Raw genomic sequence first — 15838 nt, 5'->3', positions numbered from 1 at the left:
TTCCCCCGGGGTTCAGGCGATAGTGGGGTACGTGACTGCTGTACCGCACCCCCGATCCGAAGCCGCCGGACCCGCCCGGTCCGGCCGCCGCAGCCTCGGCGTAGCCCTGTTCTGCGGCGCGCTCGGCGCGGCCGTGGCGCTGCTCTCCACCCGGCAGAGCTGGTCGGAGGGCACGGCGTCGGTGGCCGGCGGCGCCTTCCCGCTGACCGCCAGGGGCAGCGACGTCACGGGCGTGCCCGCGGCCCTCGCCATAGTGGGCCTCGCCGCACTCGTCGCCGTCTTCGCCGTCCGCCGCTCCGGGCGCCTCCTGGTCTCCGCGCTGCTCGCGCTCTCCGGCGCCGGCACCGTCGCCGCCGCGCTGATCGGCCTGAACGACAGCTCCGCGCTCGACGAGAAGGCCGCGCAGGCGTCCGGCGACACCTCCGCGACCGCGGACGCCCTCAGCCACACCGCCTGGCCGTACGTCGCGGCCTTCGGCGGCGGGCTCATCCTCCTCGCGGGACTGCTCGCGCTGCGCTACGGGCGGCTGTGGCCCGCGATGTCCGGCCGCTACGAGCGGGACGGCACCCCCCGGCCCCGCAAGGCCGAGCCCGTCGACCCCGACCGGCCCGAGGACCTGTGGAAGGCCCTGGACCGCGGCGAGGACCCGACAGGCACCTGAGGGCGGCCGGGCCGGCTGTCCGGGACCTTCGCCCCGGGCCCCTGGTCACGACCTCGCCCACTCGACTCGCGAGGAGCGACCCCCCGCTCACGGCACACGCGCGAGTACGGGACAATGGTCGGTGAGCGTCCGACTCACACACGCACACAGCAACGAGGAGCAAGTCATGGCGGGCAGCAGCCACGGTCACACCCCGGCCGCCTGGACCGGTGTCATCATCGCGTTCATCGGTTTCTGCGTTTCCGGTGCCTTCACCGTGCTGGCCGACCCGCTGGGCTTCTGGGCCGGCCTGGTCATCGTCGCCCTCGGCGGTGTCGTCGGCGGCATTATGCGGCTGATGGGTCTCGGCCAGCCGAAGGCCGACCGGGGACCCCAGACCGTGCCGCAGCCGGAGCCGGCCCGCCAGGCCGTCGGCGCGGAGAGCTGACCGCTCCCACGACTTCGTGAGAGGCGGCCCGGCGCGTCCGGGCCGCCTCTGCCGTGCCCGGCCGCCCGCCGGCGCCACGACGGGCATCCAGTCCGGGGGCGGGGCAGAATGCGTCGGGTGAACGCCGAAACCCACCGGGTGACTCCACCGGCCGCGGCCACCGGCCCCGCCGGCCTGGCGCGCAGGCTGGCCGTCCCCGCCGGTCTGCTCGCCGCCGTCGCGGGCGCCTTCGCCTACGTCGGCGCCGTCGACCCGAACGAGCCGGGCCACTACCCCGTCTGCCCGCTGCTGCGCTACGCCGGGCTGTACTGCCCCGGCTGCGGCGGACTGCGCAGCGCGCACGCCTTCGTGCACGGGGACTTCGCGGCGGCGTTCACGGACAACGCGCTCGCCTTCGCCGGCTTTCTGGGGTTCGCGGTGGTGTGGACCGTCTGGGTGGTCCGGACCGTGCGCGGCCGGCCGGTGCGGATCGATCCCGGCCCCGTGCAGCTGTGGGGCGTGGGCGCGTTGCTGCTGGTCTTCACGGTTGTCCGGAACCTGCCCTCGGGTGGCTGGCTGCATCCTTGATCAAATGACAAATGTCCAGGTAGTGGGACCGCCGTCAACCGGATGTCAGGCCTACGCCTTCCTCCGGATACCATCACAGTGACCCTTCTGAACCGCCCGGGGCGGTGACGGAGGTCAGACGCTCAACCCGCTTCAACCGTCCACCGCAGGGAAGGGGGCCGCTCGCGTGAGTGTGCTCGACGAGATCATCGACGGAGTCCGTGCCGACCTCGCGGAACGGCAGGCGCGCGTCAGCCTCGACGAGCTCAAGGAGCGCGTGGCGAAGGCTCCGGCGGCCAAGGACGGCGTGGCGGCCCTGCGGGGTGACGGTGTCAAGGTCATCTGCGAGGTCAAGCGCTCCAGCCCCTCCAAGGGCGCGCTGGCCGCGATCGCCGACCCGGCCGCGCTGGCCGCGGACTACGAGGCGGGCGGCGCGGCCGTCATCTCCGTGCTGACCGAGCAGCGGCGCTTCGGCGGCTCGCTGGCCGACCTGGAGGCCGTCCGCGCCAAGGTCGACATCCCGGTCCTGCGCAAGGACTTCATCGTCACCTCGTACCAGCTCTGGGAGGCCCGTGCGTACGGCGCCGACCTCGCCCTGCTGATCGTGGCCGCCCTCGACCAGTCCGCCCTGGAGTCCCTCATCGAGCGCGCCGAGTCCATCGGGCTCACCCCGCTCGTCGAGGTGCACGACGAGGACGAGGCCGAGCGGGCGGTGGACGCCGGCGCGAAGGTGATCGGCATCAACGCGCGCAATCTCAAGGACCTCAAGGTGGACCGCTCCACCTTCGAGCGCGTCGCGCCCGAGATCCCGGCCGGCCTCGTCAAGATCGCCGAGTCCGGCGTCCGCGGGCCGCACGACCTCATCGCGTACGCCAACGCCGGCGCCGACGCGGTCCTGGTGGGCGAGTCGCTCGTCACCGGCCGCGACCCGAGGACCGCGGTCTCCGACCTCGTCGCGGCCGGGGCCCACCCCGCGCTGCGGCACGGACGGGGCTGACCCCACCGTGGCCGACCTGACCGCACGCCGACACCGGGAGAGCCCGCGCTCGCCCGGCGCCGGCGGTTGCGCCGGGCCGGCCGGGCCGCTGCCGCTCCCGGGGCCCCCGGTCCCGTACGCCGGCCGCCCCTGCGTGCGGTCGGCCGCGCCTGAGGCGGCCGCCTCTGCCGCGCGGAACCCCTACGCCCGCCTTGCCCGCGGCTGCCGTCCGCGCGGCTGCCGGGCGCCCGCACGACGGGTGCACGGGCGCCGGGTCCGCTATGTCATCGGCGACGAGCCGGGACAGGTCAACGGAATGCGATGGCGTGCCCACGTGCGCACGCTCGTGCCGTCTGCGGCCGGTCGCCCCCTGCGGGTGCGCTGAGCCGGGCCCGACTCCGCCGGTCCTCATCCGTGCCGGAGGTTCTCGCCGTCGGGCGGGAGGGGCCCGGTCTTCGCGGGTGCCGGACGAAGGCCGTGCCGCGTGCGTGCGTCGCCGACGTGACCACTGTCCGACCCGTGACCGGGGCTGACGCCCCTGCGAGGTAACGCATGCCCAGCGAGTTCTTCATTCCCGACCCCGAAGGCCAAGTCCCCAGCGCCGAGGGCTACTTCGGCGCCTTCGGCGGCAAGTTCATCCCGGAGGCGCTGGTCGCCGCCGTGGACGAGGTCGCCGTCGAGTACGACAAGGCGAAGTCCGACCCCGAGTTCGCCCGTGAGCTCGACGACCTGCTCGTCCACTACACCGGACGGCCGAGCGCGCTCACCGAGGTCCCCCGGTTCGCCGAACACGCCGGTGGTGCGCGGGTGTTCCTCAAGCGCGAGGACCTCAACCACACCGGATCGCACAAGATCAACAACGTCCTCGGGCAGGCTCTGCTCACCAGGAGGATGGGCAAGACCCGCGTCATCGCGGAGACCGGCGCCGGCCAGCACGGTGTCGCGACCGCCACCGCCTGCGCCCTGTTCGGCCTCGAATGCACCATCTACATGGGTGAGATCGACACCCAGCGCCAGGCGCTCAACGTCGCCCGGATGCGCATGCTCGGCGCCGAGGTCATCGCCGTGAAGTCCGGCAGCCGCACCCTCAAGGACGCGATCAACGAGGCCTTCCGCGACTGGGTCGCCAACGTGGACCGCACCCACTACCTCTTCGGGACCGTGGCCGGACCGCACCCCTTCCCGGCCATGGTGCGCGACTTCCACCGGGTCATCGGAGTCGAGGCCCGGCGGCAGATCCTGGAGCGCGCCGGGCGGCTGCCCGACGCGGCCGTGGCCTGCGTCGGCGGCGGCTCCAACGCCATCGGCCTCTTCCACGCCTTCATCCCGGACGCGGACGTACGCCTCATCGGCTGCGAGCCCGCCGGACACGGCATCGAGACCGGCGAGCACGCGGCCACCCTGACGGCCGGCGAGCCGGGCATCCTGCACGGCTCGCGGTCCTACGTCCTCCAGGACGAGGAGGGCCAGATCACCGAGCCCTACTCGATCTCGGCGGGCCTCGACTACCCGGGCATCGGTCCGGAGCACTCGTACCTGAAGGACAGTGGCCGCGGCGAGTACCGCGCGGTCACCGACGACGCGGCCATGCAGGCCCTGCGCCTGCTCTCCCGTACCGAGGGGATCATCCCGGCGATCGAGAGCGCGCACGCGCTCGCCGGTGCCCTGGAGGTCGGGCGGGAGCTGGGCAAGGACGGGCTGATCGTCATCAACCTGTCCGGGCGCGGCGACAAGGACATGGACACGGCCGCCCGCTACTTCGGGCTGTACGACACCGACGCCGTCGTCGAGGCGGACGAGGCCGGCGACGGCGCCGAGATCGAGGGGGACGCCAAGTGAGCGGCAACATCCAGCTGTTGAGCGACACCCTCGCCGGCGCCAGGGCCGAGGGCCGGTCCGCCCTCATCGCGTACCTCCCGGCCGGGTTCCCGACCGTGGACGGGGGGATCGAGGCCATCAAGGCCGTCTTCGACGGCGGGGCGGACGTCGTCGAGGTGGGGCTGCCGCACAGCGACCCCGTCCTGGACGGGCCCGTCATCCAGACCGCCGACGACATCGCGCTGCGCGGCGGCGTCAAGATCGCGGACGTGATGCGCACGGTGCGCGAGGCCTTCGCGGCCACCGGCAAGCCGGTGCTCGTCATGACGTACTGGAACCCCATCGACCGCTACGGCGTCGAGCGCTTCACCGCCGAGCTCGCCGAGGCGGGCGGCGCCGGGTGCATCCTGCCCGACCTGCCCGTGCAGGAGTCGGCCCTGTGGAGGGAGCACGCCGAGAAGCACGGCCTCGCGACCGTCTTCGTCGTGGCCCCGAGCAGCAAGGACGCCCGGCTCGCCGAGATCACCGCGGCGGGCTCCGGCTTCGTCTACGCGGCCTCGCTGATGGGTGTCACCGGCACCCGGGCGTCGGTGGGCGCGCAGGCACAGGACCTGGTGCGGCGTACCAAGGCCACCACCGGCCTGCCCGTCTGCGTGGGCCTCGGCGTCTCCGACGCCGGGCAGGCCGCCGAGGTGGCCGGCTTCGCCGACGGCGTGATCGTCGGCTCGGCCTTCGTGAAGCGGATGCTGGACGCGCCGGACGAGGCGGCCGGCCTGGACGCCGTACGCGTCCTCGCGGGCGAGCTGGCGCGAGGTGTGCGCGGCACGGCGTAGTGCTCCCTCTGTCCGTTCACGTACCTGTACGTAACGGACAATCCGCTCACTCGAACGGGTGGACCTGGGACCGGGGAGGCGCGCTGCGCCTCCCCGGTTCGTTCTGCCGGATGTGAGCGAGAAGAACCGTGACGGTAAGCGCACCGCCCGCGAGCGGCTGGCGGTCGAGCGAGAGAAGCAGAAGGCCACGGAGAAGCGCCGAAGGACGTTCATCGTCGGAGCTTCGGTGGTCTGCGTCCTGGCTCTGGCCGCGGTGGTGGGCGTCCTGGCCGCCAACTCCGGCCAGGACAAGAAGAGCGAGACGGCGGCGGGCCCCGTCGTCTCGCCCTCGGGGGCGCAGGGCAAGGACAGTCTCGCGATCCCCGTCGGCAAGGCCGGCGCCAAGTCGTCCCTCACCGTGTGGGAGGACTTCCGCTGTCCGGCGTGCCAGTCCTTCGAGGTGACGTACCGCCCGACGATCCATGAGCTGGTGGACGCCGGCCAGCTGAAGGTCGACTACCACCTCGTCACCCTCATCGACGGGAACATGGGCGGCAGCGGCTCCCGCCACGCGGCCAACGCGGCGGCCTGCGCCCAGGACGCGGGCAAGTTCAGCGCGTACCACGACGTGCTCTACGACAACCAGCCCAAGGAGACCGACGACGCCTTCGCCGGCAACGCCAGGCTCATCGAGCTGGCGGGCAAGGTCGACGGGCTGGACACCCCGGCGTTCCAGAAGTGCGTCAACGACGGCACGCACGACAGCTGGGTCGTGAAGTCGAACAGCGCCTTCGGGGCCGGCGGGTTCACGGGCACTCCGACCGTGCTGTTCGGCGGCAAGAACATCTACGCGGACCAGACGATGACCCCGGCGAAGCTGAAGCAGCTGGTGCAGGCGGAGAACAAGAGCTGAGTGCCCTGTCCGCCCGTGTGCCCCCGGTCTCCCGCAGGCCGGGGGCACCGCCTGTTATGGACCCGTAGCCGGGCTGCCTGCCGTCGGTCCCGCTCGGCACGGTAGCGTCGACCCTGCCATGGAACTTGCCTACATCCCCAGCCCGGCGAGCGGTGTGCGCCACATCGGCTTCATTCCGCTGCGCGGCTACGCGTTCTGCATCATCATCGGCGTCTTCGTGGCCGTCTGGCTCGGCAACAAGCGCTGGATCGCCCGCGGCGGGCGAGCCGGCACGGTCGCCGACATCGCCGTCTGGGCCGTCCCCTTCGGCCTCGTCGGCGGACGGCTCTACCACGTGATCACGGACTACGAGCTGTACTTCAGCGAGGGCCGCGACTGGGTGGACGCCTTCAAGATCTGGGAGGGCGGCCTCGGCATCTGGGGTGCGATCGCGCTCGGTGCCGTGGGCGCGTGGATCGGCTGTCGCCGCCGGGGCATCCCGCTCCCCGCGTGGGCCGACGCCCTCGCGCCCGGCATCGCCTTCGCACAGGCCATCGGGCGCTGGGGCAACTGGTTCAACCAGGAGCTGTACGGCAAGCCCACGGACCTTCCCTGGGCGCTGCACATCACGTCCTCTGCGGCCGGCCGCGTGCCGGGCTACTACCACCCGACGTTCTTGTACGAGTCCCTGTGGTGCATCGGCGTCGGCTTCCTCGTCATCTGGGCCGACCGCCGCTTCAAGCTCGGGCACGGGCGGGCGTTCGCGCTGTACGTCGCCGCGTACTGCGTGGGCCGCGGCTGGATCGAGTACATGCGCGTCGACGACGCCCACCACATCCTGGGCCTGCGTCTCAACGACTGGACCGCGATGGGCGTCTTCGTCCTCGCCGTCGTCTACTTCGTCCTCTCCGCGCGGCTGCGGCCGGGGCGTGAGGAGGTCGTGGAGCCGGGCGCTTCCGGCGAGGGCGACGACCCGGCCGACGGTGCCGCGGTCGACCTCGACAAGAAGGCGGACGCCGACACCGACGCCTCGGACTCCGCCGAGGCCAAGGAGTCCGGGAAGCCTGAGGAATCCGAGAAGAAGGCCGAAGCATCCTCGGAGGCGCCGGAGTCTTCGGAAACCTCGGAGTCTTCGGAAACCTCGGAGTCTTCGGAAACCCCGAAGTCTTCAGAAGCCTCGGAGGCCTCGGTGGACGAGGCCGAGTCGGCCAAGAAGGGCTGAGAGCTCTCGATACGTGGGGAGGGGCGCCGCATCCTGGATGCGGCGCCCCTTCCGTCTCTCATCGGCGGCTGCGGGCCAGCGCCAGCGTGCGGTGGGCGGCGGCCACCACCGCGGCGTCGACGAAGCGGCCGTCGGACAGCGCCTGGGCGCCCGGGTCCGCGGCGGCGGCCTTGACCACGGCCTCGGCGGACTCGATCTCCTCAGGGCCGGGCAGATACGCCCGCTCGATCACCGGGAGCTGCCGGGGGTGGATGGCCGTACGGCCCAGGAAGCCCAGCGCCCGGCCGTGGGCGCAGGACGCGGCCAGGCCGTCGAGGTCGCGGAGGTCGGGGTAGATGGACTGGGCCGGCGGGGCCAGGCCCGCGGCGCGGGCGGCCACCACCACGCGGGAGCGGGCCCAGTCGAGCCCCGAGTCCTCCCGTACGCCCAGATCCGCCCGGAGGTCGGCCTCGCCCAGCGCGATGCCGCGCAGCGCCCGGTGCGAGGACGCGACGGCGAAGGCCTGCTCCACGCCGAGGGCGGTCTCCAGCAGGGCGTAGAGCGGGATGGCGCCGCCGTCCGCGGGGGCGGCGCGTTCCGCGACCCGTACGACGTCGGACGGGGACGTCACCTTGGGCAGCCGGAGCCCGGAGACGCCGGGGAGGGCGGAGAGCGCCCGGAGGTCGGCCTCGGCCAGCGGGCCGCCCAGTGCGTTCACGCGGACGTGGACCGGGACCGGCGGCGGTTCGCCGAGCAGTTCCGCGGTGGCCGCGCGGGCGTACTCCTTGCGGTCCGGGGCGACCGCGTCCTCCAGGTCGACGACGACGACGTCCGCGCCGCACGCGAAGGCCTTCACCACCACCTCGGGCCGGTCACCCGGGACGTACAGCCAGGTGAGGGGGTGGGCGTCCGCGCTCACAGGGCGCCCTCCGCGCGCAGAGCCCCGATCTCGTCCCCGGTCAGGCCGAGTTCGGTCAGGACGGCCGCCGTGTCCGCGCCGTGCGGGCGGCCCGCCCAGCGGATGGCGCCGGGGGTGGCGGATAGGCGGAAGAGGACGTTCTGCATGCGCAGGGGGCCCAGTTCGGGGTCGTCGACCGTGGTGATCGTGTTGAGGGCCGCGTACTGGGGATCGGTCATGACGTCCCGTACGTCCTGGATGGGGGCCACCGCCGCCTCGGCCTTGTCGAAGGCCTCCAGGACGTCGTCCCGGGTGTGCCGGGCGATCCACGTGCCGACCGCCTCGTCCAGGACGTCGGCGTGCCGGGCGCGGTCCGCGCCCGTCGCGAACCACGGCTCGTCGATCAGCTCGGGCCGTCCGACCAGCCGCATCAGCCGCTCCGCGATCGACTGCGCCGAGGTGGAGACCGCGACCCACTCGCCGTCCGCCGTGCGGTAGGTGTTGCGGGGCGCGTTGTTGGCGGAGCGGTTCCCGGTGCGGGGCTGGACGTGGCCCAGCTGGTCGTACCAGAGGGGCTGCGGGCCGACGACCGTGAGGATCGGCTCGATGATCGCCATGTCGACGACCTGGCCCTCGCCGGTGCGCTCGCGGGCCGTCAGCGCGGTCATCACCGCGTACGCCGTCGCCAGGCCCGCGATCGAGTCGGCCAGGCCGAAGGGCGGCAGGGTCGGCGGGGCGTCGGGCTCCCCGGTGATCGCCGCGAAACCGCTCATCGCCTCCGCCAGCGTGCCGAAGCCCGGCCGGTGCGCGTACGGGCCGAACTGGCCGAAGCCGGTGACCCGGGCCAGCACCAGCCGCGGGTTCGCCGCCGAAAGCTCGCCCCAGCCCAGGTCCCACTTCTCCAGTGTGCCCGGCCGGAAGTTCTCGATGATCACGTCGGCGGTGGCGGCGAGCCGCAGGAGGGTGTCCCGGCCGCCGGGCGCGGACAGGTCGAGGGTGATCGTGCGCTTGTTGCGGCCGAGGAGTTTCCACCACAGGCCCACGCCGTCCTTCGACGGGCCGTGGCCGCGGGACGGGTCCGGCCTGACCGGGTGCTCGACCTTGATCACCTCGGCGCCGAAGTCACCGAGCATGGTGGCCGCCAGCGGTCCGGCGAAGAGGGTCGCGAGGTCGAGCACGCGCAGACCGGTGAGCGGGCCCTGGCGCGGGGGCGCGCCCGGACCGGGCTCGGCGTGGGTGCCGCTGCTCTCCGCAGGTGTCGTGGCGTCCTGCGGGCGGCCGTTCATGAGGCACGCGGTGTTCGTCGCGGCGTCCTGCGGGCGGGCGTTCATGAGGCGGCCCGTGACGTCTGGGCTTCGATCTCGGAGCGGTACGGCATCGAGGACGACGCGCCCACCCGCTGCACGGACAGGGCGGCCGCCGCCGAGGCCCAGACGAGGGCGTCGCGCACCGGCCGGCCCTCGCTGAGCCCCACGGCGAGGGTGCCGACGAACGTGTCGCCCGCACCGGTCGAGTCCACGGCGGTCACCCGCGGCGCGGGGATGCGCAGGCTTTCGGCGCCCTGGGCCACGTACAGGCTGCCCGCCGCGCCCAGGGTGACGACCACGGCGGGGACCCGGTCGAGCAGGGCCGCCGCCGCGGCCCGGGGCTCGGTGATGCCGGTGAGTGCGGCGGCCTCGTACTGGTTGGCCACCAACAGGTCGGTGGCGGCGAGGAGTTCGGGTGGCAGGGGCTGCACGGGGGACGGCGTCAGGATCGTGCGGACGCCGTGGCTGCGGGCGGATTCGGCGCCCGCGACGACGGCCTTCAGCGGGATCTCCAGCTGGAGCAGGAGCGCGTCGGCGGTGGCGATGAGACCGTCGTCGCCGGGCGCGAGGTGGTCCACGGTGCCGTTCGCGCCGGGGATGACGACGATCGCGTTGCCGCCCTCGGCGTCCACCACGATGTGGGCGGTACCGGACGGGCCCTCGGTGGTGCGCAGATGGTCGGTGTCCACGCCGGAGTGTTCGAGCGTGGAGCGCAGTCCGGTGCCGAAGGTGTCGGCGCCCACCGCGCCGATCATCGAGACGTCGGCGCCCGCACGGGCCGCGGCGATCGCCTGGTTGGCGCCCTTGCCGCCGGGGATCGTGCGGAACTCCCGCCCGGTCACGGTCTCGCCGCGCTGCGGGGCCTTGGCGACGTACGCGACGAGGTCCATGTTGGTGCTGCCGAGTACGGCGATGTGGGTCATGAGTGGGGGATCTCCTGGCGGGTCTCGGAGCGGCTGAGGCGGTGGGTGAGCTGGGCGAGGGTGTCGAAGCCGATGCCGTTGAAGTCGGCGATCGAGGTGGCCAGCCGGTTCTTGAGGGGGGCGGTCCAGCGCTCCGGGATCGCGGCGGGGCCACCCGCGAGCAGGCCGGCGACGCTGCCCGCCGTCGCCCCGTTGGAGTCCGTGTCCCAGCCGCCCGACACGGCACGGCAGACGGAGCCGGTGAAGTCGCCGTCCGCGTGCGTGAGGGCGGCGGCGATCAGGGCGGTGTTGGGGACGGCGTGCACCCAGTGGTAGGTGCGGTGGGTGGCGTGCAGTTGGTCCACGACCGCGTCGAAGTCCCGTGTCGTGCGGGCGAGTTCGACGGCGTGCGTGACCGCCCGGGCCAGCCGGGAGGCGGGCGGGACGACGGTGAGTCCGGTACGCAGACAGTGGTGGACGTCGTGGCTACCGGCGGCCGCCTCGGCGATGGTGGCCGCCGCGAACATCGCCGCGTAGACACCGTTCGCGGTGTGGGTGAGGCAGGCGTCGCGGTGGGCCTGCTCCGCGGCGGCCGCCGGGTCACCGGGGTTCGTCCAGCCGTGCACGTCCGCGCGGATCAGCGCGCCGATCCACTCCCGGAACGGGTTGCGGTGGCGGGCCGTGCGCGGGGGCTCGACGCCGGTGAGGAGATTGCGGTACGCGACGCGTTCCGCGGTGAAGGTGCGGCCCGCGGGGAGCTCGTCCAGCCAGAGGCGGGCCACGTCCGCGGTGGTGAAGCCGCGGCCGTGACGCTGGAGCAACAGGAGGTTCAGCAAGGGGTAGTTGAGGTCGTCGTCCTCCGGCATGCCGTCGATGTTCTCGGCGAGGGAGGTGGGCGCGGAGCGTCTGTTCCAGGGGTGGGCCGCCGCCAGTTCCGGGGGGAGTCCGCGGGCCGTGAACCAGGTGTTCAGGGGCCAGTTGCCGGTGGCGCGGGCCAGTTCCCTGATCCCTTGCAGGGGGAGCTTCTCGACGGGTTTGCCCAGGAGGCAGCCGGCCGCTCTGCCCAGCCAGGAGGCCTCCAGGCGCGCCTGGGCGGACGCGCGGTCCGGTGCGGGCGGGATGCCGCCCGCGTCCGCCACCGCGGCACGACGGACCGCGGCCGGTGCGGGCGGCCAATCGGGACACAGGTCCTTGAGCCGCGCGAGATCCGTCGGCTCCTGCTCCGCCGATCTGCTGGGCAGGTCGGCCAGTTCGTCGAGCAGGTCCTCCGCCAGCAGGCGCAGATACGGGGAGGCCGGAGCCGGGGAGGCGCCCGCGCGGAGCGGGGACTCGGGGCCGCCCGCCCCTCGCCAGCGGGCGGCGACCGCCGCGGGCTCACGGCCGTCCTGGGCCGCCTGGCGAAGTTCGTGGCCGAGGAGGTCCTCGGGCTGGACCCAGGTCAGCCGGAGCACGATGCCCCCGTGAGCCCGGCGAACGCGGCCTCGTGGGCCCGCCGGCGTCGTACGTCCCGGTCGAAGATCTCGCGGGCGGCCGCCGCGAGCGCGGTCGCGGGAGCGTGCAGGTCGAGGCGGCTGGCCTCGGCGACCGTCTTGGACCAGTCGCGGGGGACCTCGCAGCCCAGCGCGCCGGCGAGGGCGCCGGCCATCGTGGCGATGGAGTCGCAGTCACGGCCGTAGTTGACGGAGCCGAGGACCGCGTGCCGGTAGTCGCCGCCGGAGACCACCAACATGCCCAGCGCGACCGGGAGTTCCTCGATCGCGTGCAGCCGGGACGGGCGGCGGGCGCCCAGCGACGGCGCGCGGTAGTCGGGGCCGACCGTGTCGTAGGGTGCCACCGCCTCGCGCAGCGGTCGCAGCGCCGACTCGAAGTCCGTGTGCCGGGCGGCGACGTCGCAGACCGCCTCGATGGCGGCCCGCGTGCCGTCCTTCGCCAGCGCGAGGCAGGCCTCGACGACCGATGCGGGGGTGGCCCCGGGTGCGCAGGCCGCGGCGACCGCCGCCGCGAAGACACCGGCGGCCTCGCGCCCGTACGACGACTGGTGGGCGCCCGCGATGTCGAGCGCCTCGGCGTACGCGCCCGCCGGGTTCGCCGCGTTGACCAGGCCGACCGGCGCCATGTACATCGCGGCGCCGCAGTTGACGATGTTCCCCGCGCCGGCCTCCCGCGGATCCACGTGCCCGTAGTGGAGCCGGGCCACCAGCCACTTCTCGGCGAGGAAGATCCGCTGGAGGGGGAGTGCCTCGGCCTCCAGCTCGGGGATCCACCGCGGGGTGCCCATCAGGTCGGGAACCAGGTGCTCGGCGACCGCGTACGCGTCGAGGTGGTCGCGGACGGTGGCGTACACCCGTACCAGCGCGTGGGTCATCAAGGTGTCGTCGGTGACGTGTCCGTCGCCCTTGTGGTACGGGGCGATCGGGCGGGCCGTGCGCCAGGTGTCGCCGTTCCAGGGGCCGACGACGCCGTGGACGCGGCCGCCGTGGCGCTCCACGATCTGCTCCGGCGAGTAGCCCTCGACCGGTCCGCCGAGGGCGTCGCCGACGGCGGCTCCGACGAGGGCTCCGGTCAGCCGCTCGTCCAGGGTTCCTGTGGTTGTCTCTGCTCCTTTGGGCGTCATGTCCGAATCATCCTCCCGGGGTGTCCAGTTCCGTGGCTGCCAGGAGTTCGGCGAGTTCTACGAGGTCGGTGCCGGTGAGCCGGGGCAGGGCGCATCCGGAGAGGGTCCGGCAGGCGTCGCGCCAGGCGGCGGGAATCGCCGCGCCGCCGCCGAGCGCGCCGGTCAGGGCGCCCGCCAGGGCCGGGGCCGAGTCGGCGACCCGGGACAGACAGGCGGCGGCGGGCACCGCCTCGGCGATCCGGCCGCGCGAGGCGATGGCCAGGGCGAGGGCGACCGGGACGGTCTCGGCCGCGGCGATGCCGTAGCTGTAGACGTGGTCGACGATCTGGTGCTCCAGCAGGGGTACGACGCCGAAGGCGCTCTCGGCGGCTCGCGCGAGGCCGATCGCGTGCCGGGCGTTGCGGCCGATCTCCGTCTCCTCGGGGAGTTCGGCGAGCGCCGCCGCCACACAGGCGTCGACGTCCGCGCCGGCCAGCGCGAGAGCGACGGCGGCGGCCATGGCCCGGGCGCCGTGCACTCCGTCGCCGTCCTGGGTGTAGCGGGCGTCGAACTCGGCGAGTTCCGCGGCGAGCCGGGGGTCGCCGGGGTGGGCGACGGCCAGCACACAGGCCCGTACGCAGGCCGCGTCGTCGAAGTAGTGGGGGTTGTCGTGTCCGGTGGCGGGCGGGCGCAGACCGGTGGCGAGATTGCCGAGGCCGGCCCGTACGGAGATCCGGGCGCGCAGCGGGAGCAGCGCGGACTCGACCTCGGGGGCGCGCTCGGCCGCGGCGGCCACTTCACTGGCCACGGCGTTCCAGGACAGGTCGATCGCCGCCCGCGTCCGGCGCTCCCGGCTCAGGTCGCCGAGCACGCTGCCGTCCCCGGCCCGCAGGACGGCTTCCGCCGCGAAGGCGGCCCACTCGGCGTCGTCCGACGGGCCGAGCCGCAGCGGCTCCGGCGGCTGGTTGAGCGCGATCGGCACCGGCAGTGTCGTGGTCGCGTTCTGCTCCGCGAAGGTGTCCAGCTCCCGGGTCAGCCGCCGTGTCCACTCGGGCATCCGCGCGGCCCGGTGCCGCGCCGCCGGCCACCCGGCTGCGTCCCCCGCGGCGAGACCCAGGAGAAGGCCCTCGATCCGCCGGGGGTGGGGGGCGGGGAAGGCGCCTTCCTCCGTACGGGGTCCGCTCGCGCGTGCCGGGCGGTGACCTGGGGCGTCCGTGACCGGGGGCGCGTAGGCCGTGAGGGGTGTCTGGTCGCCGGGGGTGTCCGTGACCGGAGTCGGGTCTGTCGTGCGGGTCGTGGGATCCGCGGGGAGACCGGGGGCGTCCGTGACAGGCGTCTGGTCGCCGCGTCTGTCCGTGACCGGAGGCGCGTACGCCGTGAGGGGTGTCTGGTCGCCAGGGGCGTTCGTGATCGGAGGCGCGTAAGCCGTGACGGACGTCCGGTCGCCGGGGGTGTCCGTGACCGCAGGTGTGCCGGCCGGGCGGGGCGGCTGGCCGGCGGGGGTGTCCGTGGCCGGAGCCGGGGTGATCGTGATCGTCGGGATGCCCGCGGCCGGACCCTCGTCCGGCTCGTCTCCCACCAGCCCGGGGCTCATGGGCGTACCTCCTCGTCGTCGGCCGCCAGGAACGCGCCCGGGTCCGGTGGCGGCCAGTCGGCACCGGGGTCCGGCAGGAAGTGGTGCGGGTTGAGCGTGAGACCGCCGCGCGCGATCACGCCCGTCTCCCATTTGGTGTCGTCGCCGGGCGTCAGCAGCTCGGCCACGTCCAGCACGTGGTGGCCCGCCATGGAGGGGAGACAGCTGCCGCGGGCCGGGCCGATGGCCGCCGCCCAGGCGGCCGGGATCGACGCGGCACCGCGGGTGGCGCCGGCCAGCGCGCCCGCCACCGCCGCCGTCGTGTCCGCGTCGCGGCCCATGTTGACCGCGGTGAGGACCGACTCCGTGAAGTCGCCGTCGGCGGCCGCGTACGCGCCGAAGGCGAGGGCGACCGCTTCGGGCGCGAGGTCCGTCCACGGGTAGCCGCCGATGACGACCGCGGAGCGGACCGCGCGTTCGCCCCGGTGGGCCACCGCGACCGCGCGCCGCAGCGAGCGGGCCGTCCAGGAGTCGTCGGGAATCACGGCGAGGGCGCAGGCCACCACGGCGATCGTGGGAGCGCCGGTCATCGCCGCGGCGACTCCGGCCGCCACCGCCTGGCCGCCGTAGATGCCCTCCCCGTCGTGGCTCACCGAACCGTCGATCGCCACCAGGCGGGCCGCCTCGGCCGGGCGGCCCGCCGCGAAGACCCCGAAGGGCGCCGCGCGCATCGCCAGTCCGTCGCTCCACGCGTGCCGGTGCTGGGCGGAGATCGGCGCCGCCAGCCCCCGGCGCAGGTTCTCCAGCGTGCCGCGCTCGCTGAACCCGGCGCCCCGGAACGGCCCCTCGTCGCGGTCCGCGATCCACTGGTGCCAGGCCGTCTCCACATGGGTCACCGTGAGGGCCGAGCCGTGGCGGGCCAGCAGCAGACCCGAGAAGATCGCGTACTCGGTGTCGTCGGTCCCGGCCGGGTGCTCGGCGACGTACCCCGTGATACGGCCCCACCGCGCGCGGATCTCGGACGGCTTCAGGTTCTCGGCGGGTGCCCCCAGGGCGTCCCCGACGGCGAGACCGAGCAGCGCACCGCGGGCCCGGTCGCGGAGATCGGCGGCGTCCCCGGGTGCCGGGGCCGAGGGAATGCAGGCGATGGAAGCCATACGTGCCTCTCCTCTCAGGGCTCCTGTCACAGCGCGGAACCACAGAGCGGAACCGTGCGCGGACCCCTTTGCGCA

16 protein-coding genes are annotated in these 15838 nt (G+C 74.1%); 9 read left to right on the top strand and 7 right to left on the bottom strand.

Features of this window, described 5'->3' with window-relative positions; translation table 11 throughout:
- The first annotated feature begins 22 nt into the window (after positions 1-22).
- The 9 genes from ACFVYF_RS01640 to lgt all read left to right on the top strand — a co-directional run bounded on the left by ACFVYF_RS01640 (position 23) and on the right by lgt (position 7354).
- The gene (locus ACFVYF_RS01640) at positions 23-661 is read left to right on the top strand and encodes a TIGR02234 family membrane protein (RefSeq protein WP_389449118.1); all 639 of its coding nucleotides are present in this window, start codon (positions 23-25) and stop codon (positions 659-661) included.
- Between the two features lie 166 nt (positions 662-827).
- Positions 828-1088, top strand: a complete 261-nt coding sequence (locus tag ACFVYF_RS01635; protein WP_389449115.1) for an HGxxPAAW family protein — start codon at positions 828-830, stop codon at positions 1086-1088.
- A 108-nt stretch (positions 1089-1196) separates the two neighbouring features.
- The gene (locus ACFVYF_RS01630) at positions 1197-1655 is read left to right on the top strand and encodes a DUF2752 domain-containing protein (RefSeq protein ID WP_389449113.1); all 459 of its coding nucleotides are present in this window, start codon (positions 1197-1199) and stop codon (positions 1653-1655) included.
- A gap of 166 nt (positions 1656-1821) precedes the next feature.
- Complete coding sequence (trpC, locus tag ACFVYF_RS01625; protein WP_389449110.1) at positions 1822-2631, top strand: indole-3-glycerol phosphate synthase TrpC; 810 nt, start codon at positions 1822-1824, stop codon at positions 2629-2631.
- 7 nt (positions 2632-2638) lie between these two features.
- Entirely contained in the window at positions 2639-2995 is a 357-nt protein-coding gene (gene trpM, locus ACFVYF_RS01620) for a tryptophan biosynthesis modulator TrpM (protein WP_389449107.1), read from the top strand.
- Positions 2996-3162: 167 nt separating this feature from the next.
- A complete protein-coding gene (gene trpB, locus ACFVYF_RS01615; protein WP_389449104.1) occupies positions 3163-4449 on the top strand; it encodes a tryptophan synthase subunit beta in 1287 nt (428 codons plus the stop codon).
- A complete protein-coding gene (gene trpA / locus ACFVYF_RS01610) occupies positions 4446-5261 on the top strand; it encodes a tryptophan synthase subunit alpha (RefSeq protein ID WP_389449101.1) in 816 nt (271 codons plus the stop codon). Before trpB ends, trpA begins: the two co-directional genes overlap by 4 nt.
- Before the next feature lie 112 nt (positions 5262-5373).
- On the top strand, positions 5374-6153 hold the full coding sequence (locus tag ACFVYF_RS01605; RefSeq protein ID WP_389449098.1) for a DsbA family protein: 780 nt from the start codon (positions 5374-5376) through the stop codon (positions 6151-6153).
- 118 nt (positions 6154-6271) lie between these two features.
- Entirely contained in the window at positions 6272-7354 is a 1083-nt protein-coding gene (lgt, locus tag ACFVYF_RS01600) for a prolipoprotein diacylglyceryl transferase (RefSeq protein ID WP_389449095.1), read from the top strand.
- A gap of 58 nt (positions 7355-7412) precedes the next feature.
- Here lgt and ACFVYF_RS01595 read toward each other — a convergent pair whose 3' ends face one another.
- From ACFVYF_RS01595 to ACFVYF_RS01565, 7 genes are read right to left on the bottom strand one after another with little or no spacing between them, the layout of a single operon-like run.
- Complete coding sequence (locus ACFVYF_RS01595) at positions 7413-8252, bottom strand: HpcH/HpaI aldolase/citrate lyase family protein (protein WP_389449092.1); 840 nt, start codon at positions 8250-8252, stop codon at positions 7413-7415.
- Positions 8249-9517, bottom strand: a complete 1269-nt coding sequence (locus ACFVYF_RS01590; protein ID WP_389450593.1) for a CaiB/BaiF CoA transferase family protein — start codon at positions 9515-9517, stop codon at positions 8249-8251. Before ACFVYF_RS01590 ends, ACFVYF_RS01595 begins: the two co-directional genes overlap by 4 nt.
- 41 nt (positions 9518-9558) lie before the next feature.
- The gene (gene rbsK, locus ACFVYF_RS01585; protein ID WP_389449089.1) at positions 9559-10461 is read right to left on the bottom strand and encodes a ribokinase; all 903 of its coding nucleotides are present in this window, start codon (positions 10459-10461) and stop codon (positions 9559-9561) included.
- The gene (locus ACFVYF_RS01580) at positions 10458-11891 is read right to left on the bottom strand and encodes an ADP-ribosylglycohydrolase family protein (RefSeq protein WP_389449086.1); all 1434 of its coding nucleotides are present in this window, start codon (positions 11889-11891) and stop codon (positions 10458-10460) included. The genes rbsK and ACFVYF_RS01580 overlap by 4 nt, the downstream gene beginning before the upstream one ends.
- A complete protein-coding gene (locus tag ACFVYF_RS01575) occupies positions 11879-13054 on the bottom strand; it encodes an ADP-ribosylglycohydrolase family protein (protein WP_389449083.1) in 1176 nt (391 codons plus the stop codon). The genes ACFVYF_RS01580 and ACFVYF_RS01575 overlap by 13 nt, the downstream gene beginning before the upstream one ends.
- A gap of 7 nt (positions 13055-13061) precedes the next feature.
- Positions 13062-14627 (bottom strand): ADP-ribosylglycohydrolase family protein, encoded by a 1566-nt coding sequence (locus ACFVYF_RS01570; RefSeq protein WP_389449080.1) that lies wholly within the window; start codon positions 14625-14627, stop codon positions 13062-13064.
- The gene (locus ACFVYF_RS01565; protein WP_389449077.1) at positions 14624-15763 is read right to left on the bottom strand and encodes an ADP-ribosylglycohydrolase family protein; all 1140 of its coding nucleotides are present in this window, start codon (positions 15761-15763) and stop codon (positions 14624-14626) included. The genes ACFVYF_RS01570 and ACFVYF_RS01565 overlap by 4 nt, the downstream gene beginning before the upstream one ends.
- Between the last annotated feature and the right edge of the window lie 75 nt (positions 15764-15838).

This window comes from Streptomyces sp. NPDC058274, from assembly GCF_042881375.1.
In the GTDB taxonomy this organism is placed as follows: Bacteria; Actinomycetota; Actinomycetes; order Streptomycetales; family Streptomycetaceae; genus Streptomyces.
This window is presented reverse-complemented; position numbering and strand designations above follow the sequence as displayed.

Coding starts and splice junctions, on each gene's coding strand:
- ACFVYF_RS01635 (WP_389449115.1), top strand. CDS start 828: ATGGCGGGCAGCAGCCACGGTCACACCCCGGCCGCCTGGACCGGTGTC.
- ACFVYF_RS01630 (WP_389449113.1), top strand. CDS start 1,197: ATGCGTCGGGTGAACGCCGAAACCCACCGGGTGACTCCACCGGCCGCG.
- trpB (WP_389449104.1), top strand. CDS start 3,163: ATGCCCAGCGAGTTCTTCATTCCCGACCCCGAAGGCCAAGTCCCCAGC.
- lgt (WP_389449095.1), top strand. CDS start 6,272: ATGGAACTTGCCTACATCCCCAGCCCGGCGAGCGGTGTGCGCCACATC.
- ACFVYF_RS01590 (WP_389450593.1), bottom strand. CDS start 9,517: ATGAACGGCCGCCCGCAGGACGCCACGACACCTGCGGAGAGCAGCGGC.
- rbsK (WP_389449089.1), bottom strand. CDS start 10,461: ATGACCCACATCGCCGTACTCGGCAGCACCAACATGGACCTCGTCGCG.
- ACFVYF_RS01575 (WP_389449083.1), bottom strand. CDS start 13,054: ATGACGCCCAAAGGAGCAGAGACAACCACAGGAACCCTGGACGAGCGG.
- ACFVYF_RS01570 (WP_389449080.1), bottom strand. CDS start 14,627: ATGAGCCCCGGGCTGGTGGGAGACGAGCCGGACGAGGGTCCGGCCGCG.
- ACFVYF_RS01565 (WP_389449077.1), bottom strand. CDS start 15,763: ATGGCTTCCATCGCCTGCATTCCCTCGGCCCCGGCACCCGGGGACGCC.